The 21,725-nt window shown below is 44.5% G+C and carries 25 protein-coding genes; 16 read left to right on the plus strand and 9 right to left on the minus strand.

Annotation, left to right across the window (positions count from 1 at the left end; genetic code table 11):
• Positions 1-336: 336 nt before the first annotated feature.
• The 3 genes from B3S93_RS13060 (at position 337) to B3S93_RS13070 (ending at position 3,731) form a co-directional block, all read left to right on the plus strand.
• Entirely contained in the window at positions 337-2,526 is a 2,190-nt protein-coding gene (locus B3S93_RS13060) for a YgiQ family radical SAM protein (RefSeq protein ID WP_292400619.1), read from the plus strand.
• 73 nt (positions 2,527-2,599) lie between these two features.
• Positions 2,600-3,145 (plus strand): cytochrome b, encoded by a 546-nt coding sequence (locus B3S93_RS13065; protein WP_292400622.1) that lies wholly within the window; start codon positions 2,600-2,602, stop codon positions 3,143-3,145.
• A gap of 16 nt (positions 3,146-3,161) precedes the next feature.
• Complete coding sequence (locus tag B3S93_RS13070; protein ID WP_292353415.1) at positions 3,162-3,731, plus strand: YceI family protein; 570 nt, start codon at positions 3,162-3,164, stop codon at positions 3,729-3,731.
• A 9-nt stretch (positions 3,732-3,740) separates the two neighbouring features.
• Here B3S93_RS13070 and B3S93_RS13075 read toward each other — a convergent pair whose 3' ends face one another.
• Both B3S93_RS13075 and B3S93_RS13080 read right to left on the minus strand, forming a co-directional pair.
• Positions 3,741-3,980: a hypothetical protein gene (locus B3S93_RS13075; protein ID WP_014706879.1), complete on the minus strand. Its 240-nt coding sequence runs from the start codon at positions 3,978-3,980 to the stop codon at positions 3,741-3,743.
• Positions 3,981-3,995: 15 nt separating this feature from the next.
• A complete protein-coding gene (locus tag B3S93_RS13080; protein ID WP_292353414.1) occupies positions 3,996-4,124 on the minus strand; it encodes a hypothetical protein in 129 nt (42 codons plus the stop codon).
• A gap of 78 nt (positions 4,125-4,202) precedes the next feature.
• Between B3S93_RS13080 and tsaB the strand changes: the two genes are divergently transcribed.
• Genes tsaB through cmoB form a run of 3 tightly spaced genes read left to right on the plus strand, consistent with a single transcriptional unit; the run spans position 4,203 to position 6,585 of the window.
• On the plus strand, positions 4,203-4,889 hold the full coding sequence (gene tsaB, locus B3S93_RS13085) for a tRNA (adenosine(37)-N6)-threonylcarbamoyltransferase complex dimerization subunit type 1 TsaB (RefSeq protein ID WP_292400626.1): 687 nt from the start codon (positions 4,203-4,205) through the stop codon (positions 4,887-4,889).
• Complete coding sequence (gene cmoA / locus B3S93_RS13090; protein WP_292400629.1) at positions 4,886-5,617, plus strand: carboxy-S-adenosyl-L-methionine synthase CmoA; 732 nt, start codon at positions 4,886-4,888, stop codon at positions 5,615-5,617. Before tsaB ends, cmoA begins: the two co-directional genes overlap by 4 nt.
• A complete protein-coding gene (gene cmoB, locus B3S93_RS13095; protein ID WP_292400632.1) occupies positions 5,614-6,585 on the plus strand; it encodes a tRNA 5-methoxyuridine(34)/uridine 5-oxyacetic acid(34) synthase CmoB in 972 nt (323 codons plus the stop codon). Before cmoA ends, cmoB begins: the two co-directional genes overlap by 4 nt.
• Positions 6,586-6,620: 35 nt before the next feature.
• Here the strand turns inward: cmoB and B3S93_RS13100 are convergent, their stop codons facing one another.
• The gene (locus tag B3S93_RS13100) at positions 6,621-7,004 is read right to left on the minus strand and encodes a hypothetical protein (RefSeq protein WP_292400635.1); all 384 of its coding nucleotides are present in this window, start codon (positions 7,002-7,004) and stop codon (positions 6,621-6,623) included.
• A gap of 226 nt (positions 7,005-7,230) precedes the next feature.
• On the minus strand, positions 7,231-7,422 hold the full coding sequence (locus B3S93_RS13105) for a CPXCG motif-containing cysteine-rich protein (RefSeq protein WP_292353409.1): 192 nt from the start codon (positions 7,420-7,422) through the stop codon (positions 7,231-7,233).
• Positions 7,423-7,601: 179 nt separating this feature from the next.
• On the opposite strand from B3S93_RS13105, the gene B3S93_RS13110 reads away from it, so the two are divergent.
• Positions 7,602-8,534 (plus strand): ZIP family metal transporter, encoded by a 933-nt coding sequence (locus tag B3S93_RS13110; RefSeq protein WP_292400639.1) that lies wholly within the window; start codon positions 7,602-7,604, stop codon positions 8,532-8,534.
• Here the strand turns inward: B3S93_RS13110 and B3S93_RS13115 are convergent.
• From B3S93_RS13115 to B3S93_RS13135, 5 genes are all read right to left on the minus strand, one after another.
• Positions 8,526-9,026 carry a GNAT family N-acetyltransferase gene (locus B3S93_RS13115; protein ID WP_292400643.1) on the minus strand — a complete coding sequence of 167 codons (501 nt, stop codon included), beginning with the start codon at positions 9,024-9,026 and terminating at the stop codon, positions 8,526-8,528. The two genes, B3S93_RS13110 and B3S93_RS13115, sit on opposite strands and share 9 nt — an antisense overlap.
• On the minus strand, positions 9,027-10,799 hold the full coding sequence (locus tag B3S93_RS13120; protein ID WP_292400646.1) for an SLC13 family permease: 1,773 nt from the start codon (positions 10,797-10,799) through the stop codon (positions 9,027-9,029).
• A gap of 97 nt (positions 10,800-10,896) precedes the next feature.
• Positions 10,897-11,427, minus strand: coding sequence for a lipocalin family protein (locus tag B3S93_RS13125; protein WP_292400649.1), 531 nt, complete (start codon positions 11,425-11,427; stop codon positions 10,897-10,899).
• 93 nt (positions 11,428-11,520) lie between these two features.
• The gene (locus B3S93_RS13130; RefSeq protein ID WP_292353404.1) at positions 11,521-12,330 is read right to left on the minus strand and encodes an ion transporter; all 810 of its coding nucleotides are present in this window, start codon (positions 12,328-12,330) and stop codon (positions 11,521-11,523) included.
• Between the two features lie 91 nt (positions 12,331-12,421).
• Positions 12,422-12,913, minus strand: a complete 492-nt coding sequence (locus B3S93_RS13135; protein WP_292400652.1) for an Arc family DNA-binding protein — start codon at positions 12,911-12,913, stop codon at positions 12,422-12,424.
• A gap of 194 nt (positions 12,914-13,107) precedes the next feature.
• On the opposite strand from B3S93_RS13135, the gene B3S93_RS13140 reads away from it, so the two are divergent.
• The 9 genes from B3S93_RS13140 to B3S93_RS13180 all read left to right on the plus strand — a co-directional run bounded on the left by B3S93_RS13140 (position 13,108) and on the right by B3S93_RS13180 (position 21,725).
• Positions 13,108-15,168 carry a sensor domain-containing protein gene (locus tag B3S93_RS13140; RefSeq protein ID WP_292400654.1) on the plus strand — a complete coding sequence of 687 codons (2,061 nt, stop codon included), beginning with the start codon at positions 13,108-13,110 and terminating at the stop codon, positions 15,166-15,168.
• A gap of 80 nt (positions 15,169-15,248) precedes the next feature.
• The gene (locus tag B3S93_RS13145) at positions 15,249-15,629 is read left to right on the plus strand and encodes a MerC domain-containing protein (RefSeq protein ID WP_292400657.1); all 381 of its coding nucleotides are present in this window, start codon (positions 15,249-15,251) and stop codon (positions 15,627-15,629) included.
• Positions 15,622-16,032, plus strand: coding sequence for a TraR/DksA C4-type zinc finger protein (locus tag B3S93_RS13150; RefSeq protein WP_292400659.1), 411 nt, complete (start codon positions 15,622-15,624; stop codon positions 16,030-16,032). The genes B3S93_RS13145 and B3S93_RS13150 overlap by 8 nt, the downstream gene beginning before the upstream one ends.
• Positions 16,013-17,224: a zinc metallochaperone GTPase ZigA gene (zigA, locus tag B3S93_RS13155; protein ID WP_292400662.1), complete on the plus strand. Its 1,212-nt coding sequence runs from the start codon at positions 16,013-16,015 to the stop codon at positions 17,222-17,224. The genes B3S93_RS13150 and zigA overlap by 20 nt, the downstream gene beginning before the upstream one ends.
• 1 nt (position 17,225) lies before the next feature.
• Complete coding sequence (locus tag B3S93_RS13160; protein WP_292400664.1) at positions 17,226-17,888, plus strand: DUF1826 domain-containing protein; 663 nt, start codon at positions 17,226-17,228, stop codon at positions 17,886-17,888.
• A 17-nt stretch (positions 17,889-17,905) separates the two neighbouring features.
• Positions 17,906-18,451, plus strand: a complete 546-nt coding sequence (locus tag B3S93_RS13165; RefSeq protein ID WP_292400667.1) for a ZrgA family zinc uptake protein — start codon at positions 17,906-17,908, stop codon at positions 18,449-18,451.
• Positions 18,451-18,915, plus strand: coding sequence for a Fur family transcriptional regulator (locus tag B3S93_RS13170; protein WP_292353397.1), 465 nt, complete (start codon positions 18,451-18,453; stop codon positions 18,913-18,915). Before B3S93_RS13165 ends, B3S93_RS13170 begins: the two co-directional genes overlap by 1 nt.
• Before the next feature lie 87 nt (positions 18,916-19,002).
• Positions 19,003-19,704: an ABC transporter ATP-binding protein gene (locus B3S93_RS13175; RefSeq protein WP_292400670.1), complete on the plus strand. Its 702-nt coding sequence runs from the start codon at positions 19,003-19,005 to the stop codon at positions 19,702-19,704.
• A gap of 20 nt (positions 19,705-19,724) precedes the next feature.
• Positions 19,725-21,725: a TonB-dependent receptor gene (locus B3S93_RS13180; RefSeq protein ID WP_292400673.1), complete on the plus strand. Its 2,001-nt coding sequence runs from the start codon at positions 19,725-19,727 to the stop codon at positions 21,723-21,725.

Consider the following 21,725-nt stretch of genomic DNA (forward strand, 5'->3'; position numbering starts at 1 on the left):
CTGAAAAAGCGCCACTCTGCGTTGCTCGTCACTTATTTAGAATAACTACAAAAACGTCAGGAACGTTTTTGAGCGCAAGCCCCAATGGGGTGAGATACATGGATGTATCTCACAAAAGGCGCTCCTCGTGCCTTGATTGACGCTTTTTCAGCTCACAACAGAGGCGGAGATGAAAGATAAACACGCCCTAGCCAGTTTATTGCAGCCACATTTGTCAGAACATAAATGTATTCGTCATATTTAACTGCATCGAAGATACCTAAAACCTAAGAACAAGCCATCAGGTGTTTGCTACAATAAGCCATTGATTTTTCGCTGTTGTTGATCTGAGGTTGTATGCAAGCCGCTCCCGATATTTTTTCTTACCGCAAATTCTGGGCTCACCGCTTTGGTGTTGCGCCACAATTGCCAATGTCACGCAGTGAAATGGAAGCTCTGGGTTGGGACAGTTGTGATGTGATCATCATTACCGGGGATGCCTATGTGGATCATCCCAGTTTCGGCATGGCATTAATTGGTCGATTACTGGAATCGCAAGGTTTTCGGGTCGGAATTATTTCGCAGCCCGACTGGAACAGCACTGAAGATTTTCAGCGATTAGGTAAACCGAATCTGTTTTTTGGCGTCACTGGCGGCAATATGGATTCGATGGTCAATCGTTACACCTCAGATAAAAAAATTCGTCGTAATGATGCTTACACTGCCGATGGAGAGGGTGGTAAACGCCCTGATCACAGTGTTGTTGTATACAGTCAGCGTTGTCGTGAAGCTTACAAGGGTGTGCCAATCGTTATTGGGGGTATTGAAGCCAGTTTACGTCGTATTGCTCACTATGATTACTGGTCCGAAAAAGTACGCCGCAGCGTGATTATGGATTCCAAAGCCGATTTACTGGTTTACGGAAATGGTGAGCGGCAGGTAGTTGAAATAGCTCATCGTCTCGCGCAAGGTGAAGCGGTTAGTGAACTGATCGATGTTCGAGGCACGGTTTATACAAGGCGTCATGGGCGACGTGATGACTGGTGGGAAAAAGATTCCACCAGTATTGATAAACCGGGTCAGCTTAATCCTCCTATTGATCCATACCAGATGCAGACAGAAGAAAGCTGCGAGCAATCAAAGGCTGAAACTGCTGAGCAAAATGCTGTGCCAGTTGAACCCGCTACCAACGTAATCAAAATTCATCGCGTTTCTCCGCGTAATGCTGAGAAAACCGTTATTCGCCTGCCGCGTTACGAAACCGTTAAAGACGATCCAATAATCTATGCACATACCTCACGGATCCTGCATTTAGAGACTAATCCGGGTAATGCATTGGCGCTGGTTCAACAGCATGGTGATCAGGATGTCTGGCTCAATCCGCCACCGATTCCTTTGACCACCAAAGAGATGGATGCGGTATTTGATCTGCCTTATAGCCGTTTGCCGCATAAGGAATATGGCCAGGCCAATATCCCGGCTTATGAGATGATCCGTTTTTCGGTGAATATCATGCGTGGCTGCTTTGGTGGCTGTACTTTCTGTTCGATTACCGAACATGAAGGTCGCATTATCCAGAGCCGCAGCGAAGATTCGATTATTCGTGAGATAGAGGCCATTCGCGATACCACGCCCGGCTTTACCGGCATTATCTCGGATCTAGGTGGTCCGACCGCCAATATGTATCGACTGGCTTGTAACAGCGAAGAAATCGAAGCCAGTTGTCGTCGTCTGTCCTGTGTTTTTCCGGGTGTCTGTAAAAACCTGAATACTGACCATACGCCATTAATTAATTTATATCGTCGTGCCCGCAGTCTGCCGGGTATCAAGAAGATCCTGATTGCCTCTGGTTTGCGTTATGACCTCGCGGTTCTGTCACCGGAATATGTCAAAGAACTGGTCACTCATCATGTGGGCGGCTATCTGAAAATTGCACCGGAACATACCGAAGATGGTCCACTGTCACAGATGATGAAACCGGGCATTGGAACCTACGATAAATTTAAGGTCATGTTTGATAAATATTCCAAGCAGGCTGGCAAAGAACAGTATTTGATTCCGTATTTTATCGCTGCCCATCCGGGTACGACGGATAAAGATATGATGAATCTGGCGTTATGGTTAAAACATAATGGCTTTCGAGCCGATCAGGTTCAGGCATATTTGCCCTCACCGATGTCAGCTGCAGCCGCAATGTATCATTCGGGCAAGGATACCTTACACAAAGTACGTCGTCAGGGCGGCGATATTACCGTTCCGAAAGGCTTGAAAGTCAGGCGTTTGCATAAAGCGTTTCTGCGTTATCACGATCCGGAAAACTGGCCGATGTTACGTGAAGCACTGAAAAGTATGGGCAGATCTGATTTGATCGGTAATGGCAAAAAACATCTTATACCGAGCTTTCAACCCAAAGGCACTGGCGAAATGGGTGAAGGCAAACGTATTACCCGTAAGGCAAAAACGCCTTCAACAAAACCGGCTTTCCGTACCCAGCATGTTCGCTCCAAAAAGGTAAAAAGTGGAACGCAACGTTCCCGTAAACGATAGCATTTGAATGGAACCCAGCCGGTAAAAGCTGGGTCTGAAAACCATCTCAAGAGATTCCTATGGAGAGGAGTGCATGCGTTTAATCAACAGCAAAGATCACTACGGTTTAATCAGCATACTGCTGCATTGGTCGGTCGCACTACTCACCATCGGCTTGTTCTTTCTTGGCATATGGATGGTCGACCTTGGCTATTATGACGACTGGTATTACCAGGCACCCTGGTGGCATAAAGGTTTGGGATTTATTGTTTTTCTATTGGTAGTGTTGCGCTGGATCTGGCAACCCATTGCAGGAAAACCAAAAGCTATTTCATCTTCCCCCGTTTGGCAGCAACTGGCAGCCAAAGTCGTTCACCAATTAATGAACCTGGCCATTGTCCTCCTGGCAATAACTGGCTACCTGATTGTCACTGCAAAGGGGGAATCTTTGGGGATTTTCGATTGGTTCAGTATTCCAGCTATTTCCAAATTATCGGTTGAAACCAGTGATCTGGTCAGCAAACTGCATTTATGGTCTGGCTATTTCATTATTACATTGGCTTCGTTTCACGCCCTGGCGGCATTGAAACATCATTTCATCAATAAAGATGCAACGTTGCGTCGCATGCTTAATCTTTAAACCAACAGGAGTTACCATGAAAAAAACCATCTTTGCCTTGGCTATGAGTACGGTGTTTACATTGCCTGCTCACGCGGCTGACTATGTTATTGATACCCAGAAAGCCCATGCATTTATTGATTTTCGGATTCAGCATTTGGGGTTTAGCTGGATGAGCGGTCGCTTTAATGATTTTGAAGGGACTTTCAGTTATGACTCGGAAAACCCGGAAGCGTCAAAAATTGATGTGAAAATTGATGTTGCCAGTGTAGATACCAATTTTGCTGAGCGTGATAAACATTTGCGTGAACAATTTCTTGAAACGGCGCAATATCCCGATGCTCGCTTTACTTCCACCAGCTTCGAACAGCTGGAAGACGGTACATTATTGATGAAAGGCGATTTCACGTTGCACGGTGTTACCAAACCGATGACCATTCCAGTTGAGAAAGTCGGTGAAGGTGATGATCCATGGGGTGGTTATCGAGTCGGTTTTTATGGCGAAACCAGCTTTATCATTGAAGATTATGACATTGATGTCAGCAAGTTGGGACCAAGCTCGCAGGAAGTCTTTCTGATTTTGTCTATTGAAGGTATCAGACAGTAGTTGATTTGATTAATCTTGTCGGGCGAGTTTAAACAAACGTTTTAGCTCGTCCTCTAGACTGTTTGCTGGTACAGCCTCTTGACCACGGTTGTACCAGTAAGCAGCGTTAGAAAGATCCCCTTCAATTCGATGCAGGTAACCATGGATTAAACAGGCCAGTGGATCACTGTACTGCTGGATAAGTTGATGAGCGCCATGCCAATCCTGTTCGCGAATTTTATCCAGTGCTTGCAGATGTATGACGCTCATTGGTTTCCTCAATATTTATGACTGCCAGGTAACACTACCCAGCATCAACAAACTACCCACGACGGCGAAAGGTGATGTTACTACCACAAATAGCAGCTTCATCAATTCGCGGAAAATATAGATGGTATCAACGATATAACCCATAGCAAAACTCCTTTGTAGTGCACGGTTGAATTATAATGCGCGACTGTGACGGACAAATGACATGATGATGACCAACCTATGAATTTGCTTGCCCTTGATACCAGTACTGAAAGTTGTTCTGCTGCAATCACCATAAACGGTGTGTTGTATCAGCAACAGCAAATGACTCAGCGAGGGCATTCGACCCTGATCTTGGGGATGCTCGATCAACTTTTCAAGCAAGCCGACGCCTCAATTGCCGATATCGATGCATTGGCATTTGGCAGGGGCCCTGGTTCGTTTACCGGTGTGCGCATTGGTGTCGGAGTTGCGCAGGGAATTGCGTTTGCCCGTGAACTTCCAGTCATCCCTGTTTCAACACTTGCTGCTGTCGCGCAGGCTGCTTTTGATGCTTTTGGTCATCAAAACATAGCCGTGGCCATGGATGCCCGTATGGATGAAATCTATGCAGGCTGTTTTCAGGTGAAAGATGGTTTTGTGACGCTAATCGACGAGGAAAAAGTGTGTACTGCTAAACATTTTTTTCCAGCAAATGCCGAAAAGTGGTCAGGTGCAGGAAATGGCTGGCAGGTTTATGCTGAGATGTTGCAAGCCAACTTTTTTGAACAATTGATTGACCAGCAAGCCGATATTTATCCTGGTGCAGCAACGATTCTTAAACTTGCTGAGCAGTTTTATCTGCGTGGTGAGTTTGTCAGTGCTGATAAGGCGTTACCAGTGTATCTGCGGAATAATGTTGCTAAAAAGAAGGCACAACAGGGATGATTAAAAAAGCCGATAACATATTCGCTTCTCCGCTGGAACAGATGGTGGACTTTCGTTTTGATGAACGCGTGGTGGACGTGTTTCCCGATATGATCCAGCGTTCGGTGCCTGGCTATGGCACCCTGATCTCCAATATTGGCATTCTGGCCGCTCGTTATGCTCAGGGAAACAGCAGTTGCTATGACCTGGGTAGTTCCTTAGGGGCGATTACCTTGTCAATGCGTCAGCGTATTAAGGCGGAAGGTTGTCAGATTATTGCTGTTGATAATTCTCTAGCGATGATTGAACGTGCGGAGAAAATCATCGCGGCGGATAACAATCGAGTGCCGGTTGAGCTTCGCTGTGAAGATATTAACCAAACGTTTATTGAAAATGCCTCGGTAGTGGTGATGAACTTTACCTTGCAGTTTATTGCACCAGCGTTACGGGATGAGTTGATTGATAAAATCTATCAGGGCCTGAAACCGGGTGGCGTATTTATCCTGTCGGAAAAATTGGCTTTTGATAGTCCTGAACGACAGACATTTTTCACTGAAGCGCATCACGATTTCAAACGGGCCAATGGCTATAGTGATCTGGAAATCAGTCAGAAACGCAGCACGCTGGAAAACGTATTAATCCCCGAAACTCTGGCAATGCACCAACAACGCCTTAGCCAAGCCGGTTTTTCCCGCAGCGAATGCTGGTTTCAATGTTTTAACTTTGCCTCTTTGATAGCGTTTAAATGACAGTATATGACCCGTTTTATCGTTGGCTTGAATCCGTTGGACAAGCTGACTGGGCCAAACAATTGGCCAAATTTACCGATCAGCGACTGGCTGATGATTTTCATGGCAAGATGCCGTTATGGCAAAAAGCGTTGGCGGATTTACCTTCCATACAGCCCTCTGCTATAGAACTGCAACAACAGGTGGCTATTGGCACAAAAGAAGATTTGGCGGCTTATGACACATCTTCGTTTATTGATCTGATTAAAACCTTTCATCCCTGGCGCAAAGGCCCGTACCAATTATTTGATATACACATTGATACTGAATGGCGATCGGATTGGAAATGGGATCGCGTATTACCGCATCTCAGCCCTTTGCATGGACGAAAGGTTCTGGATGTTGGTGGTGGCAATGGCTATCACGGCTGGCGCATGGTGGGTGAGGGTGCCCAGATGGTAATGGGGATCGATCCAACATTGGTATTCAGTATGCAATATCAATTGATGCAGCACTTTATTCAAAGTGAAAAGCATTTTGTTTTACCGATTGGTATTGAACATATGCCTGAAAAATTGCATCTCTTTGATACGGTCTTTTCCATGGGCGTTTTATACCATCGCCGTTCACCGCTAAGCCATTTGATGGAATTACGTCATTGTCTTCGTAGCGGCGGTGAACTGGTATTGGAAACTCTGATTATTGATGGGGAAGAGGGCATGAGTCTGATGCCAGAGGAACGTTACGCCAAAATGCGCAATGTCTGGTTTATTCCATCAATTCCAACGATGCTGATATGGCTGCGTAGATGTGGTTATAAAAATGTGCGCTGTGTGGATGAAAATCTTACGTCACTGGAAGAACAACGAGCAACAGAGTGGATGACATTTGAATCGTTAGCCGATTTTTTGGACCCTCAGGATATGCATAAAACCATTGAAGGCTACCCGGCACCAAAACGAGCGATATTTATTGCTGATGCACCATAGCTGAGATTGAGGTTTGGAATCGTTAGAGGATGTTTTTAGAAAGCCATTGAACTGGGTGAAACCGAAATCCACTTGCCACTACGATGCTGGCAGGCATCCAGCGATTTTTCCTGTAAGTCATCACCGTTTTTGATTTTTAACTGATAGGCAAGGCAGGGGTAGTGCCCATAAGAATAACTTCGCAACAGCTGGATTTGATATTGGATGCCAGTATGGTGATTAATCCAGCCATGTTCGGACTCGAAATCATTAGATGAAAGGATTTCCTGAGTTCTATCAAGATCAATCGTGGTCATCGCGGTGTCGGTTTCAATACCTGCTTCGACGCCTGCTAAAAGATCCAATGAGGCATGAGCAGTTGGTATTAAAAGCGCCACAATGAGTAACGGGTAAAAACTATTATGCCAAATACGATTCAATGTGCATTCCCATCTTTGGTAGAAGTCCATTAGAAACCGAAATATAACATCCTTCAATAAGTAAACTATCCTTGTTTAAGCAGGATATTTTTCCTTTAAATCCATGGGTTTATTTTTTTCGTGCTTAAAATCTACTTAAAAATCGTTATTTAATTTAACGCCATGGTGGATTTTTTCAGCAATAAGACACTGTGTTTACGCAATAAGCTCCAGTGAAACTTTAATTTTATGCATTTTCATCAACCGCTACGACATTGAATGAACCATCTGCATTTACACTCACTGAAAATTCGATTGGGCGGCAACAGACAAAGCAATCCTCAATATATTGTTGGTATTCCACACTGGCATCCAGTAAAACTTCAATAGTTTCACCGCAATAGGGACACATTACGGATTGTTCCTGTAAAGCTTGCATCGCCATGCTCCAAAATTGTTTATTATCGTTAAGAAATGTTTAGGCATGCATTAGTTCAATCTGTCATTCATTAAATATATTTTTGTGTAAGACATAGGGCATTTTGATCTTTGATAGCCACCATAGCTGGAGGCTATCAAAGATCAAAATGCCAATAGATAAACTTTGGGAACAGCACGATGCAACAGGCAATAAAACAAACCCTTTCTGCTTTTTTTATAAGTTGGCGTACACAATTCAATAGTCGTCCAGTAATTTCTATCCTACTGCTGGTATCAATCGCTGGGCTTACAATATTGTTTCTGATGAATTTGCTGTATCGGCAGTCCACTGTTGACCCACAGTTTTTAAAATGGGCACTTATCGGTGGAGGCGTTGGGGCCTTGTCAACGGCTCTGGGTGCTGCCCCGGGCTTAATTGTGAAAAAACTTCCGGCGGTGACTGAAGATACTATGCTGGGCATGGCTGCAGGTATGATGTTGGGTGCCAGTTTTTTTTCGTTGATTTTGCCGGGGATTGAAGTAGGTACTGCATTGACGGGAAATGCTGTCAGTGGAGTAGTTATCATCATTTTTGGCATGATTGGCGGAGTGGTGTTGATGCTAGGGCTGGATTATTATCTGCCGCATGAACATCAACATCTTGGTCCGTGCGGGGCAGGGCATCAACAGGTAGGTCGGGTTGGACTGTTTGTTTTGGCGATTGCCTTGCATAACTTTCCGGAAGGCATGGCAATTGGGGTAAGTTACACCAATGGTAATCTGGCGGTGGGTATTCCGTTAACCGCAGCGATTGCCTTACAGAATATCCCTGAAGGTCTTGCTGTGGTATTGGCATTGCGACGTATCAATATCTCTTCCGGCAAAGCCGTAGCGATTGCTGCAGCAACCGGTCTGGTCGAGCCGGTTGGCGCCGTGATGGGTATATTCCTGTCCAGTGGTTTACCGGTTTCCTATCCTTTGGGATTAGGCATTGCCGCCGGGGCAATGATATTTGTGGTTTCGCATGAAGTCATACCGGAAACGCATCGTAATGGACATCAGACAAGAGCGACAGTGGGATTGATGGGCGGCTTATTTGCCATCATGCTGATAGATACATTATTAGGTTGAGTGACTGTACTCAAACAAATAACGACGATCTCCGAGACCAATGCCTTCGGCAATTTGTTTAAAGCCAGACTTTCGATAAAATTCAAGTAATTGAGGATAATGCGCTACTGCATCCAAATGCAGGGTCCGATCACTGATTAACCCTAAACAGTGCTGAAGCAGTAGTCGTCCATAACCCGCTTGTTGGTGTTGGGGATGCACGGCCAATTGCGTCAGATAGAAGTCAGACCGCGGGGCCTGTGGCCAACAGTCTGCATAATAATCGGCTGGTTTAAGCCCTAAAGCGACACAACCTATAACCCGGCAATCCTGCTTGATGACATAGACTGTTTTTTGTAGCAGATTCTGTCTGACAGACGCTTCGTCATAAACATTCAGCCAATGGGACATACCTTGCTGATGCATATGATTGGCACACTCCGTTAACAGTGTGACTAACGCTGGGATATCTTGCTCACAAGCGAGCTGTATTGGCGTATTAGCTATCAACATTTAGTTTAATGGCCAAATCAACATAATGACTGCCAGGGTTACGGCACCAATAAAGAAATTCATCGGCACACCTACTTTTAAAAAATCACGAAAATGATAACCACCTGGGCCATACACCATTAAATTGGTTTGATAGCCCAATGGGGTTGCAAAACTGGCTGATGCCGCCATCATAATGGCAAACACGAATGGTTCATTATGCAGTTCGGCTTTGGAGGTTAATTCCAATACGATCGGCAACATTAATACCGCTGCCGCATTATTGGTAATTACTTCGGTCAGTACAGATACAGCAATATATGTCATCACCAGCATTAACCAGGCTTGATTCTGACTTAATGAAACTATACCGGTGGCAATCACATCGGCAACACCGGTTTGCTGTAATGCCACACCTAATGCAAATGAAGCGGCAATGGTCAAAATCACTGTCAGATCCAGACTACGTTCAGCCTGGCTCACCGAGCAGCAGCCGGTTAATATCATCATTACAGCCCCAATCAACGCCGCATTAAGCATGCTGATTACCCCAAAACCAGCGGCGGTAACCAGAGCAATTAAAATAACCCAGGCAATGCCAGCCTTATCATGATTCGGTGATTCCTTTCCGAGGTCGTTAATCAGCAAGAAGTCTTTATTATAGCGTTGCCGACTGACAAAAGCCGGTCTGGCTTCCAGCAGTAATGTATCCCCGGCTTTTAAAACAATATTGCTCAAATTGCCTGGGATACGCTCTCCATTTCGCGCGACAGCCATTATTACCGCACCATAACGTTGACGAAATTTTGCATCGCGAATAGTTTCTCCAATCGCGGCGCAATGTGGAGAAACGACTGCTTCAACCAGACTACGTTCGGGACGATCAGCAGAAAAAACACTACTTTCTGAATCTGAAGTGGAAGCGACAATGCCCCTGATTCTCAATAAATCTGTAATGCCCTGCGTGTCACCAGCAAATACCAGACGATCGCCACTTTGCAGACGTTGTTCTGGTGTGACGGCGGTCAGCAATGTCCCATTGCGCTCGATTTCGACAAGATAAACACTTTTTTGCTCGCGTAAACCTGCTTGCTGAATGCTCTGTCCCACGAGTGGACCATTAGATTCAACCATCACTTCCAGCGTGAATTCCCGAACATTTTCGAATGCATGACTTTTACCAATATCCGGTAACCATTTAGGAAAGAAAAGCCACATAAACACTAGTCCACAAATCGCAACAGGCAGTCCAATAATGGTAATCGAAAATATTGAAAACCCGGCTTCACCAGTTAATGTCTGGTATTGCCCATTCACTACCAGATTGGTACTGGTTCCAATCAACGTTATAGTGCCTCCCAAAATAGCGGTATAACTCAACGGAATCATGATCTTTGACGGGCTGATGTTGATGCGTTTGCTCCAGGCCAAAAGGCCAGGAATCATGGTAGCCACAACAGGAGTATTATTTAAAAACGCACTGAGGAAAACGACCGGAGTAAAAATACGTAAATAGGACCTACGTACCGTTTTGGGTGACCCCAGAAACGATTTCACCATAATGTCCACACCACCAGACGCATGCAGACCGGCAGCGACAATAAACATGGCAGCGACGGTAATCAAACCACTGTTACTGAACCCTGCTAGGGCTTGTTCGGCATTTAGAATGCCGGTTGCCAGTAATACAGTCAGGGCAGTGATCATAGCAATATGTGGGCGAACACGACTGAATATCAACACGAGTAACACACTAGTTGTTACGATTAACGTAAACCATGCTTCCAAAGACATTTTTATCGCCCAAGCCATATTCAAGGCGACTATCATCGCAAGAAATCGATATAAACAGAATTAATAAATATGTATTTACATATGATGTTTACATATATTAATTATCCCATTGCTGAGGGACTTTTTTAATCTGCGAAATATCATAACCCTGCTCAGCAAGCAGTTTCAGCATTTGCAGGTAATCCTGTTCAGGAATTTGCGGTGTTCTGGCCATTATCCAGACATAATCGCGTTTTTCACGACCTATAATTGTCTGGGTGTAATCGTCATTTATGTAAACAATTCGGTAGTCGGCTTTGATAGGCCAGATAAACTGCATTCCCCAGACGGCGTTAGATTCGTCATCCAGAATAAAGCCTTTGGGATGATATTGTTTTAGTTCGCCATCAAAGCTGTCTTTATTGAAAGTAAAGGTCGTGGCAATCGTGCCATCTTCATTTAATTCGTAAGATTCCACAGCATTGTGTGCACCTTTTTCAATAAAGGTGGGAATATTGGCGATCACATACCAATCACCCATAAATCGGTTTATATCTACATGGTTTTCGGTACGAATCGGTTTTGACATTGACTGACATCCTGCTAACAGCGTGATAAACAGCAACAGAGATAATTTACGACCAATCATCGACATCCCTCCTGAATTAGAGATGCTGATGATCGGATGTCTGTTGTGAATCAAATGTGAAGGCGGCTTGCAGAATGATGTCGCCGGATTACCTCAGGATCGGGTTTTGATGAGCGCTTTGAGTTCTTCAAGCTGTGCGGATAAATCTTCTATGGTCATATCATTTTTATGCGCTTCTTCATGCTCTTCGGCACGTTCCTGTTCCATCACATTGACGACAATACCAATCAGCATATTGAGGAAGGCAAAAGTATTGAGGAAGATAAACACCAGATAATAAATCCAGCTCAGTGGATACACTGCCATGGTTTCGTACATGACATCAGTCCAGTCCTCGAAAGTCATTACCCGGAACAACGTCAGCATCGAGACAGCAATATCCCCCCAAAGAAACTCATTTATCTCCTCGAACAGCGTGGTGCCGATAGCGGCAAAAATATAGACGATAATAAACATCATCAAGGCAACATAACCCAGCTGTGGTAACGCTTTGAGCAGAGAGTTGAGCAAATGGCGGAGTTCGGGTATTACCGATACCATCCGTAATACCCGAAAGATACGTATTAACCGGGCCACATAAGCCAGTTCACTATCATTGACCGGTATCAAAGAGACCGCGACGATAATAGTATCGAACACATTCCAGCCACTTTTGAAAAAATCGCGCTTATTGGGTTCTGCCAGAAAACGAACGCTTATTTCAACAACAAAAAACAGGGTAATCGCATAATCCAGCCAGTCGACTAAGCGCAGAATTTGCAGGGGGATTTCATAGGTTTTAACCCCGGTGACCATGGCAGAAAATAAAATAACGCTGACCACGATAATTTCGAACAAACGATTTTGTCGCAGGCGTTCTAACTTATGTTGAAAACTGAGCGGAGAGGGTGCGGTGGTTTGCATGTATCAGGGCCAAAAAGACAATCAAGGCCGCGATCATAATCGGAATTTCTAACGGGGCAAAGACGTTTATTTGAATAAATGAGACAGCCTGTCAATCATTATCCGTAAGATTGTTGATTAACGTCATTATGACTTTTTTATTAGCCTCATTCAGACCGCGAAATAAACAGAGTAATCGTTGTTCGGAATCGGAAATAGTAAATTGTTTCTCAGCAACTGCGCGGTAACCACCCCGGTTGAAGTTTGCAGCAACAGAATGCTGGCGATGTTTTTCATAATCCTGAAACAATCTCATGACAATTTCCAGGTTGAGACTGATTTCATGCTGATGGCTGAAATCACGCAAACGGTCTTTCAAATCATCCGGAATGCGCAACCCAAAAGACTCCGTATAGGTACTGGTAGGGTGTTTCAGCAGAAATTCTCGCACAGCTGTTTTGCCGAAGCGATGCGTCAGGCTGTTTTGTAATAAAAACAATGCCTCACTGGTCGTGCTCCGATTGTGTTGTGTTGCCTCAGAACGTAGCCAAGACATAAGCTCAGCAGGCAGTCTAAGGCCAAAAGGTCCTTTTCTCGCGCTCATTATTTAAAGAGTGTAAACAGTTGTTATTGACATAGTTAGTTACCATCTGTAGTTTCATTACCACTGGTATCTACCACCAGTGGTATTTGATAAGGCCAGTGTTGCTCAGTACACGTCAAAGACCAGTGAACAGGAGTTGTTCAGCTGACGGAACGGAATGGCTAAAGATCAACGTTAAGGACAAGGCACGTAGTGTGAGAAACACATTATTAGAAAATGCTTTCAAATTTGCACATGAAGGCATCGTCATCACGGATGAGCATCAGAAAATTGTTGATATCAATGAAGCGATGCAACATATCACTGGCTACTCCCGTTCTGACCTTATCGGCAGCAAACCGCAAATCCTTAGTGCTGAAAGCCAAAATAAAGTATTTAATCAGTCTCTATGGCAGTCATTGCAGCGCAATGGTTTCTGGCAAGGCGAAGTGTCCAATAAACGCAAGGATGGATCGCACTACATAGCCCGGTTTAGTGTGAAACGAATCAATGCCCACGGCAAAGTGTTTTACTTGGGTCATTTAAGTGATATCACCACCGACAGGAAGTATCGAGCTGTTCTTTCTGATCTTGTTCTAAATCGAAATTCACATCAGATCCTCAATAAAAACCGGCTGGAAAATGAATTCAGTCATATGAGTACCCTGGCAGACCAGAAGGATGAAAAACTGGTTGTGGCCTTTATGGATCTGGATGAGTTCAAAAGTATTAATGATATTCATGGCAAGGTCACCGCTGACCAATTGTTGGAAAAGGTTCCCGAACGTGTTCGAACTGCTCTGAAGGAAAGCGATAGCATCGTGCGCTACGGAGGCGATGAATTTGTGCTGATTATCGGTGGTATTTCCAGTCATGCTGCTGCTACAGACACCATTAACAAAGTGCTTTCAGCCATATCACTCCCCTTTATCATTAATGATGTGTCGATGATGATTACAGCTTCAGTAGGCTATACGCTCTATCCCGAAGATAAAGGCAGTCTGGACACATTAATCCGCCATGCTGATCAATGTATGTATAAAGCCAAGCTGGATGGCAAATCTACCGTGGTTGCCTACGATCCAGGTGAAGAGGTCCAGATTACCGAGCGTAACCAGCAGCTGCGAGAAATTGCGACGGCAATAAGTGAAGATCAATTTGTTTTGTTTTATCAGCCCAAGGTGACATTGAGTACCGGGCATATCTTTGGCTTTGAAGCCTTGATTCGCTGGCAACATCCCAAACGCGGCCTGCTGTCACCGGATAAATTTATTGATCAGGTTTACGATACAGAATTGGAGGTCAGTCTTGGCCAGTGGGTTATTCGTCAGGCATTAAAACAGCTCGCAGCCTGGCAACAGGACGGCCATAACTATCAGCTGAGTATTAATCTCACCGCCTATCACTTATCGACAGCAGATTTTTTTGACTGGCTGCAATATCAGATTCAGCATTATCCTGGCCTTGACACCAGTCGCTTCCAGATTGAAATACTGGAAAGTAATCGGTTAAGCGATTTGAGCCTTATCAGTAATGTGGTCGAATTCTGTAAATCAGAGTTCGGCATTACTACGGCACTGGATGATTTTGGCACCGGCTATTCATCGTTGACTCATATCCGTGTGTTACCGGTAGATGTTGTCAAAGTAGACCAGACATTTGTCAGACGAATGTTAAGTGAGCCTGAAGATTGTAAGATTGTAGAAGGTGTCATTGCGTTGGCACAGTCGTTCAATATTCAGGTCATTGCCGAAGGCGTTGAATCAATTGCCCACGGTGAAGTGTTATTGGCGATGGGCTGTAATCAAGCACAGGGCTATGCGTTAGCCAAGCCTTTGCCGATTGATCAACTGATGAAGTTTTTAAGCTCATATCAGCCCTTCAGGCAATGGTGTTCACAATCGGGTCTATTGAAAAACCATAAGCAGGCACGACTCAGTCTGTTTTATTTTTATCTTAAATACTGGTTGCATCAACTTCAGGAAAGACTGTTTGCTGAGCCTGAGATTAAAACCGAGTGGCCGATAACCCAATTATCTGATACTCATTGCGGAATCTGGCTTGAAAAGGCCCGATACCATCATTATCTGGACAATGCCACGCTTGACCAGATCAGCCAATTTCATCATTACATCTTTCAATCTGGAAATGATTTACTGGCCAGTTATCTAGCAGGGGACGTGCATGCCAGCCGGGCAGGATTTAATGCCCAGGAAACCACGTTCCAAACCACACTTTATGAATTACATGTCCTGATCAAACGGATGTCTGAATAAGAATTCTGTTTTAAATTGTTGACAGTTGCCGCGGTTATTGAAATGATATGATATATCATAATTTGTGAGGTGACTGAAAAATGAAAGATGATTTGGCCGTGGCCTGTTCAGGTGCATGCATGATCCATTGCTTAGTAACACCGATAGTCATTGGATTTGGCACAGCGGGACTGTTAGGTAATTGGTTTACTTCTGAATGGGTGCATAAGGTAATGCTTGTTCCGGTGATTCTTCTGGCGATTCTGAGTTTACCGGGAGCTTATCGCAGACATAAAAATCATTGGCCTTTATTACTCGGTGGAATTGGACTTTCCACCATGGTTTCAGCATTAATCGGTCCGGAATATCTGGAGACATGGATCACATTGAGTGGCGGACTGCTGGTGATTACCGCCCATCTCTGGAACCGAAATCTGTCACTTCGACTTCTTCCAGCTCCGCAAGGAAATGCAAATGGATGAAAAGGATTTATTAACTGCTTCAGAGACGGAGTATATGAATGCTGAACAATTGGCATTTTTTGATCATCGTTTGCAGCAACTCAGAACTGAAACCCTGGATGAAATATCTGCAGTAAAAACCCAAATGCTGGGTAACAGTCAAGTCAGTGATGTACTGGATAGGGCCCAACAGGAAGAGGAGTCACAAATAGCTTTGCGTATTGCCGATCGTAAACGTCAGTTGATTCCAAAAATTGATGCAGCGCGGCAACGCATTCGCAGTGGTGAATATGGTTATTGTCTGCAAACCGGTGAGCCAATTGGCATTGCTCGTTTGCTGATACGACCAACTGCCGAATATTGCACTGACGCCAAAACCATTAATGAACAAAAAGAAGGTCTCTATGAAGTTAAATCCAGATAAACGTTTGCCAGTTACCGTGTTATCAGGCTTTCTTGGGGCAGGTAAAACGACCGTTCTCAATCATATTCTGAATAATCGCGAAGGTCGAAAAGTGGCCGTTATTGTCAATGATATGAGTGAAATCAATATCGATGCTCAACAAATTCAGCAGGATGTGCAGCTTAATCGCGCCGAAGAAAAGCTGGTGGAAATGAGCAATGGCTGCATCTGCTGCACCTTGCGGGAAGATCTGTTGATTGAGGTCCGTCAGCTGGCAGCAGAGCAACGCTTCGATTATCTGGTCATTGAATCAACCGGTATTTCCGAACCTTTGCCAGTGGCTGAGACGTTTACCTTTGCTGATGAAGAAGGAGAAAGTCTGTCACAGATTGCTCGTCTCGATACCATGGTAACGGTGGTGGATGCAGTGAATTTTCTACGTGATTTTAATGAAGCCAGACAACTGCAGGAAACCGGTGAAAACCTTGGTGAAGATGATCTGCGAAGTGTGGCTGATTTGTTGGTGGATCAGGTTGAGTTTTGTGATGTCATTTTGATCAGCAAAACCGATTTATGTACCGCTGAACAATTAACCGAACTGACTGGCATTTTGAAAAGCCTTAACACTGAAGCAGAGATAATTTCGATAGAAAATGGCCAGATCCCGTTAGATAAAGTATTGGGGACGCAGAAGTTCAGTTTTGAAAAAGCCGAACAGGCAGCTGGATGGCTGAAAGAAATGCGGGGCGAACATATTCCGGAGACTGAAGAATATGGCATCAGCAGTTTTACCTATGTTGCCAGACGGCCTTTTCATCCACAAAAATTCTTTGAGTTTCTGCATCAGGATTGGCCCTGTGGCAAGTTGATTCGCTCCAAAGGCTATTTCTGGCTAGCCAGTCGTCCCCAGTTTGCCGGGCAGTGGAATCAGGCTGGTGGAATTGCCCGCTATGGTTTTGCCGGTATGTTCTGGAAAGCTATTCCCGAAAATCGCTGGCCCCAGGATGAGGAGAGTCAAAAGACTATCAAGGAAAGCTGGCAGGAACCCTTTGGTGATATGCGTCAGGAGCTGGTGTTTATTGGTCAGAACTTAAATGCTGAAATGGTGACAGCAGAACTGGATGCCTGTTTATTAAATGACAGTGAATTATTGGCCGGGAAGCAGCTCTGGGAAACATTGCCCGATCCTTTTCCAGCCTGGGAGGCAGCTTAAAATGAATCAGAGTGCTATTGCCTTCAATCCATTATTTGAGCATGTGCAGAAAGCAGCTTCAGCTTTAGTGATGACCTCAATTTATCAACCGCATATCAATCTGGTTATCTGGCAGCGACAGTTGCAAAAGACACTGCAGGACTATATTGATGCATTAACGCAAGGACTCAATGCGTTACAATTACGCACAATAATTGCTCCGGCTGAAGTCAGTGCGTGGCTTGGTGGATTATTACCAGAGGATCCTCAACGACATTTATTTATTGAGGATGTCAGTCAGTTAGTGGAAATGTATGCAGATCTGTTCGATTTAAACGTTGTAGGCTTGCGCCTCAGCCTGATAAACGAGACTATGTGCCCCAGATTTCATACTGATCATTTAGCTTGTCGGTTGGTAACGACCTATCACGGACAGGGTAGTGAATGGTTGCAAGAAGAAAATGTCGATCGTTCAAAACTGGGTGCTGGTGCTAATGGATTACCTGATCATTTGTCAGGAATATATCGACATCATCAGTATATTCAACAACTGCAGCAAGGAGAGGTTGGATTGTTCAAGGGTGATGGCTGGATTAATAGTCAGGTGAATGGCATTGTGCATCGTTCACCGCATATTAATAAGACCGATAAAAGATTATTACTGACCCTGGATTTTGCCGAGTGAGTAGGAGAGTGTTGGACATGCGAGCTGCAGTATATTTAGTAACCCTGTTTTGTGGCTTGAGCCTGAGCGCTATTGTCTATGCTCAGGATGAACATCATGATCATGAGGCAGGTCATCGCCATCATGGTGCCCATGTGCATGGAATGGCTACACTGGATTTAGTGATGGATGATGACGAATTAATGATGCATTTAAAATCACCATTAATGAATTTTCTCGGTTTTGAACACCAGCCGGAAACAGAACAGCAAAAAGCCATTTATCAGGATATGCTGCAACAGCTTGAAATGCTTGCTACCCTTATAGAAGTTAAGGGATCGAGCTGTAAAGCTGAATCAATAGAAGTTGAAGAACCTTTTGCTGACTCAGACGAAGCAGGACACGCCGATGTAGATGTCAGCTATTTTTTACGCTGTGAAGAACCTGAAAATATTACCGAATTGAAAATCAACTTATTTGATGTTTATAGTAATCTGGAAACTATGCAAGTACAGATGGTTTTACCGACCGGCCAGCAGCAATTAAGACTTAATCAACAACGAACCTCTATCCGGATCCAGTAATGGCGAAAGTCGATACCCATAAAGTAATGCAACAAGCTGAACGAAGTTGTGCTGATCATGGTGTGCGGTTAACCAGCAAACGCAAACATATTCTCGAAGTGTTATTAAATGCACAGGCACCACGTTCAGCCTATGAAATTGCTGAGCTATATCGTCAGAAAACCGAGGAAAATATTCCAGTCATGTCGGTCTATCGAATGCTGGATTTTCTAATGCAGAACAGTCTGGTGCATAAACTGGCCTCCAATAATAAATTTATTGCCTGTGCTCATATTGCCTGCTCGCATTCACACCAGACACCACAGTTTTTAATTTGTGACAACTGTCAGCAGGTAAGAGAAATAGGAGTGGATAAGCAACTGATTCATGCACTCGAAGAGAGTATTGAACATAATCATTTTCAACTTAACAGTCCGCAACTTGAACTACATGGATTATGTGAAACCTGCCAGCAGGAAAGTTAACTCTTTTTTTGGCTTAACAATGATGTGATATATCGTATTTTAATATTGCCATTCAACCATTTTAGATAATTAAATCCAGGAGAAATCATGCTGGAAGTAAACCAGTTAACCAAATCATTTGGCAATCGAATTGCCGTTGATCATCTCGACTTTAAAATCGCTTCTGGCGAAGTTTTATGTTTATTGGGTGCAAATGGCGCAGGAAAAACTACCACCTTAAATATGTTGTTAGGCTTTACCTCACCAACCAGTGGCAGCGCCACTTTAGAAGGTCAGGACCTCTATCAGCAGTCATCGTCTTGTCGACAAAAAATCATGTATGTGCCCGAAAACGTCAATCTATATCCCCGGTTTGATGCAATTGAAAATATTCACTATCTGGCGGTATTGGCCAAAATGAAATTAACCGATCAGCAAATCCATGAAGCGTTAATCAGTGCAGGGCTTAAACAGGCAGACTTTTCCAAGCAGTTAGCTGAATACTCCAAAGGCATGCGACAGAAAGTAGCCATTGCATTTGCTTTGTTAAAGCATGCCCGTTTGATTTTGATGGATGAGCCGACTTCTGGTCTGGATCCGGTTGCCACTCAGGATTTTATTCAAGTAGTGAATACGATTAAATCTCGCGGAGCAGCAGTGTTGATCGTCACACATGATCTTTTATGTGCCCATCAACTGGCTGACCGGATTGGCATTATGAAACAAGGCCATTTAACCGATCTCATTACCACGCAATCGTTAACACTGGATCAGCTAACGCAACGTTACTTTGATCAGTTTGCTGCATAAAAAAACAAAAGGACTTTACCGTGAAAAAAACTTTTATCAGCAGCCTGATTGTGTCTGCTCTGCCGTTATCTGTTGTTATTGCCGAGACCGATAATGAACCCGCTGCTCGTATTGATCCCCTGGTGGTGTTGGGTACGCGTCCGGATTATGCCGATGAAAATCTGGCCGGTTCACAGGATATTATCTCGCGTGAGGAGTTATCCATCAGTCACGTGAACAATACCATGGAGCTGTTTACCAAAATTCCCGGTGTTTATTTTGCCCGCTACAATCAGGGCATCATTAATACTGATATCGGTATTCGCGGTTTTGCTGCTGAGGGAAGTACTCCTCATGCAAAGCTGTTAATCGATGGCATTCCATCTAATCTGCACAATGGTTACAGCGAGATGGATCAACTGTTTCCAGGCAACATTGACACTATTCAGGTTTACAAGGGTAATAGTGATCCACGCTACGGCACATTTAATGTGGCGGGTAACTACAATATTACTACCCGTTCAGATGTTGGCCGTGACGTTGAAGTAACCCTCGGTAGTTATAACGCACGTGAGATTCAGGGGTATTGGGGAGAACAGACCGGCGCATTGCAACACAGCTATTTTGCTGGTTACCGCGAGTCAGAAGGCTATCGGGATAATTACGATATCGATAAATACAGTGTTGGTGGACGCTGGTTTTATGACTTATCAGACGATACCTCACTCGGTTTTATTGCACGAATGGCTGAGTACGATGCTGATGCGCCCGGTTATTTAACCAAGGAAGAAGCCCGCAAGCATCCGACCCGATCAGCTGCATATGCAAGCCAGGATGGTGGTGATAAGGAAACCCAATCTTACAGCCTGCATTTTGATACCGCGTTACGTGATGATCTTACGTGGTCAGCCAAAGCGTATTACAACTATTACGAGCGTGAGCGCTGGGTGAGGTTTAGTGAAGCTGGTTCATTGGGCAATCGTTATGACGAGCAGGATCATTATGGTTTTATCTCGACCTTGTCCTGGGATATTAATGAGCAGTGGGCACTAAACTGGGGGCTGGATATCGAGCACCAGGATGTATTGGAGCAGCGCTTTGGCACCATTGGCAATATGCGGCAACGTGATACAAGTAATGTGTCGCGTAACTTTGATTATGATTTTGTCAGCAAAGGCACCTATCTGCAGGTATCTCACGCACCGAATGAGTTTATCGCCTGGAATGCCGCCATCCGTGCTGATCGAATTGATGGAGATTTTAAACAGCGTAACGCGGCGGATGAGGTGATCAGTAATCAGGATAGTTATGACTATGGCACCATTGTGCAGCCTAAATTTAATCTGTTCCTCTACCCAACTGATCAAGTGACTTTGTTTGCCAATGCAGGACGCAGTTTCCAGCACCCGGTCAGCAGTAGTGCCTATACCGATGGTGACCGTTCTGCACGTGATGTTTCAATCAATGATGGCTGGGAACTGGGGGTGAAATGGATGCCAACCTATAGCCTAGAATTCCGTTTGTCTTATTGGGAGCAGAAGGCTAAAGACGAGTTTGTTTTGGTTGATGGCCTGGCTCGAAATGTGGGTGAAACGCTGCGTCAGGGCGCGGATTTTGGCATGAGTTGGATGGCAACTGACAAACTGACTCTTTGGGGTAACTTCAGCACTGTGGATTCAGAGATTCAAAGTCCCGGAGCTGACAAAGGAAATGAATTACGCAGTATTCCTTCCTATACCGCTTCAACGGGTGTTAGTTATCTGTTTACTCCGGCGCTGACTGGACGTTTACATTACGATGCTCAGGGGGCATCTTATATTAACGAAGCAAATGCTGGCGGCAAGTTTGGTCAATACAATCTGGTCAATGCCAGTCTTGATTACGAGACAAGCTGGGGCAATATCAACTTTCAGGTTAATAACCTGTTCAATGAATATTACGAATACGTATATGACTTTGGGAATGCAGGCGATCCGGTTGACACCATCCATTCACCTGGTGATGGCGTTAATGCCAGTGTTTCAGTGGCTTATAAGTTCTAA

Source organism: Methylophaga sp. UBA3613 (genome assembly GCF_002375415.1).
In the GTDB taxonomy this organism is placed as follows: domain Bacteria; phylum Pseudomonadota; class Gammaproteobacteria; order Nitrosococcales; family Methylophagaceae; genus Methylophaga.

Bases quoted from the DNA above. Each gene is read 5' to 3' on its own strand.
- B3S93_RS13060 (WP_292400619.1), top strand. From the start codon at position 337: ATGCAAGCCGCTCCCGATATTTTTTCTTACCGCAAATTCTGGGCTCAC.
- B3S93_RS13065 (WP_292400622.1), top strand. From the start codon at position 2,600: ATGCGTTTAATCAACAGCAAAGATCACTACGGTTTAATCAGCATACTG.
- B3S93_RS13070 (WP_292353415.1), top strand. From the start codon at position 3,162: ATGAAAAAAACCATCTTTGCCTTGGCTATGAGTACGGTGTTTACATTG.
- B3S93_RS13075 (WP_014706879.1), bottom strand. From the start codon at position 3,980: ATGAGCGTCATACATCTGCAAGCACTGGATAAAATTCGCGAACAGGAT.
- B3S93_RS13080 (WP_292353414.1), bottom strand. From the start codon at position 4,124: ATGGGTTATATCGTTGATACCATCTATATTTTCCGCGAATTGATGAAG.
- tsaB (WP_292400626.1), top strand. From the start codon at position 4,203: ATGAATTTGCTTGCCCTTGATACCAGTACTGAAAGTTGTTCTGCTGCA.
- cmoA (WP_292400629.1), top strand. From the start codon at position 4,886: ATGATTAAAAAAGCCGATAACATATTCGCTTCTCCGCTGGAACAGATG.
- cmoB (WP_292400632.1), top strand. From the start codon at position 5,614: ATGACAGTATATGACCCGTTTTATCGTTGGCTTGAATCCGTTGGACAA.
- B3S93_RS13105 (WP_292353409.1), bottom strand. From the start codon at position 7,422: ATGCAAGCTTTACAGGAACAATCCGTAATGTGTCCCTATTGCGGTGAA.
- B3S93_RS13110 (WP_292400639.1), top strand. From the start codon at position 7,602: ATGCAACAGGCAATAAAACAAACCCTTTCTGCTTTTTTTATAAGTTGG.
- B3S93_RS13115 (WP_292400643.1), bottom strand. From the start codon at position 9,026: ATGTTGATAGCTAATACGCCAATACAGCTCGCTTGTGAGCAAGATATC.
- B3S93_RS13120 (WP_292400646.1), bottom strand. From the start codon at position 10,799: ATGTCTTTGGAAGCATGGTTTACGTTAATCGTAACAACTAGTGTGTTA.
- B3S93_RS13125 (WP_292400649.1), bottom strand. From the start codon at position 11,427: ATGATTGGTCGTAAATTATCTCTGTTGCTGTTTATCACGCTGTTAGCA.
- B3S93_RS13130 (WP_292353404.1), bottom strand. From the start codon at position 12,330: ATGCAAACCACCGCACCCTCTCCGCTCAGTTTTCAACATAAGTTAGAA.
- B3S93_RS13135 (WP_292400652.1), bottom strand. From the start codon at position 12,913: ATGAGCGCGAGAAAAGGACCTTTTGGCCTTAGACTGCCTGCTGAGCTT.
- B3S93_RS13145 (WP_292400657.1), top strand. From the start codon at position 15,249: ATGAAAGATGATTTGGCCGTGGCCTGTTCAGGTGCATGCATGATCCAT.
- B3S93_RS13150 (WP_292400659.1), top strand. From the start codon at position 15,622: ATGGATGAAAAGGATTTATTAACTGCTTCAGAGACGGAGTATATGAAT.
- zigA (WP_292400662.1), top strand. From the start codon at position 16,013: ATGAAGTTAAATCCAGATAAACGTTTGCCAGTTACCGTGTTATCAGGC.
- B3S93_RS13160 (WP_292400664.1), top strand. From the start codon at position 17,226: ATGAATCAGAGTGCTATTGCCTTCAATCCATTATTTGAGCATGTGCAG.
- B3S93_RS13165 (WP_292400667.1), top strand. From the start codon at position 17,906: ATGCGAGCTGCAGTATATTTAGTAACCCTGTTTTGTGGCTTGAGCCTG.
- B3S93_RS13170 (WP_292353397.1), top strand. From the start codon at position 18,451: ATGGCGAAAGTCGATACCCATAAAGTAATGCAACAAGCTGAACGAAGT.
- B3S93_RS13175 (WP_292400670.1), top strand. From the start codon at position 19,003: ATGCTGGAAGTAAACCAGTTAACCAAATCATTTGGCAATCGAATTGCC.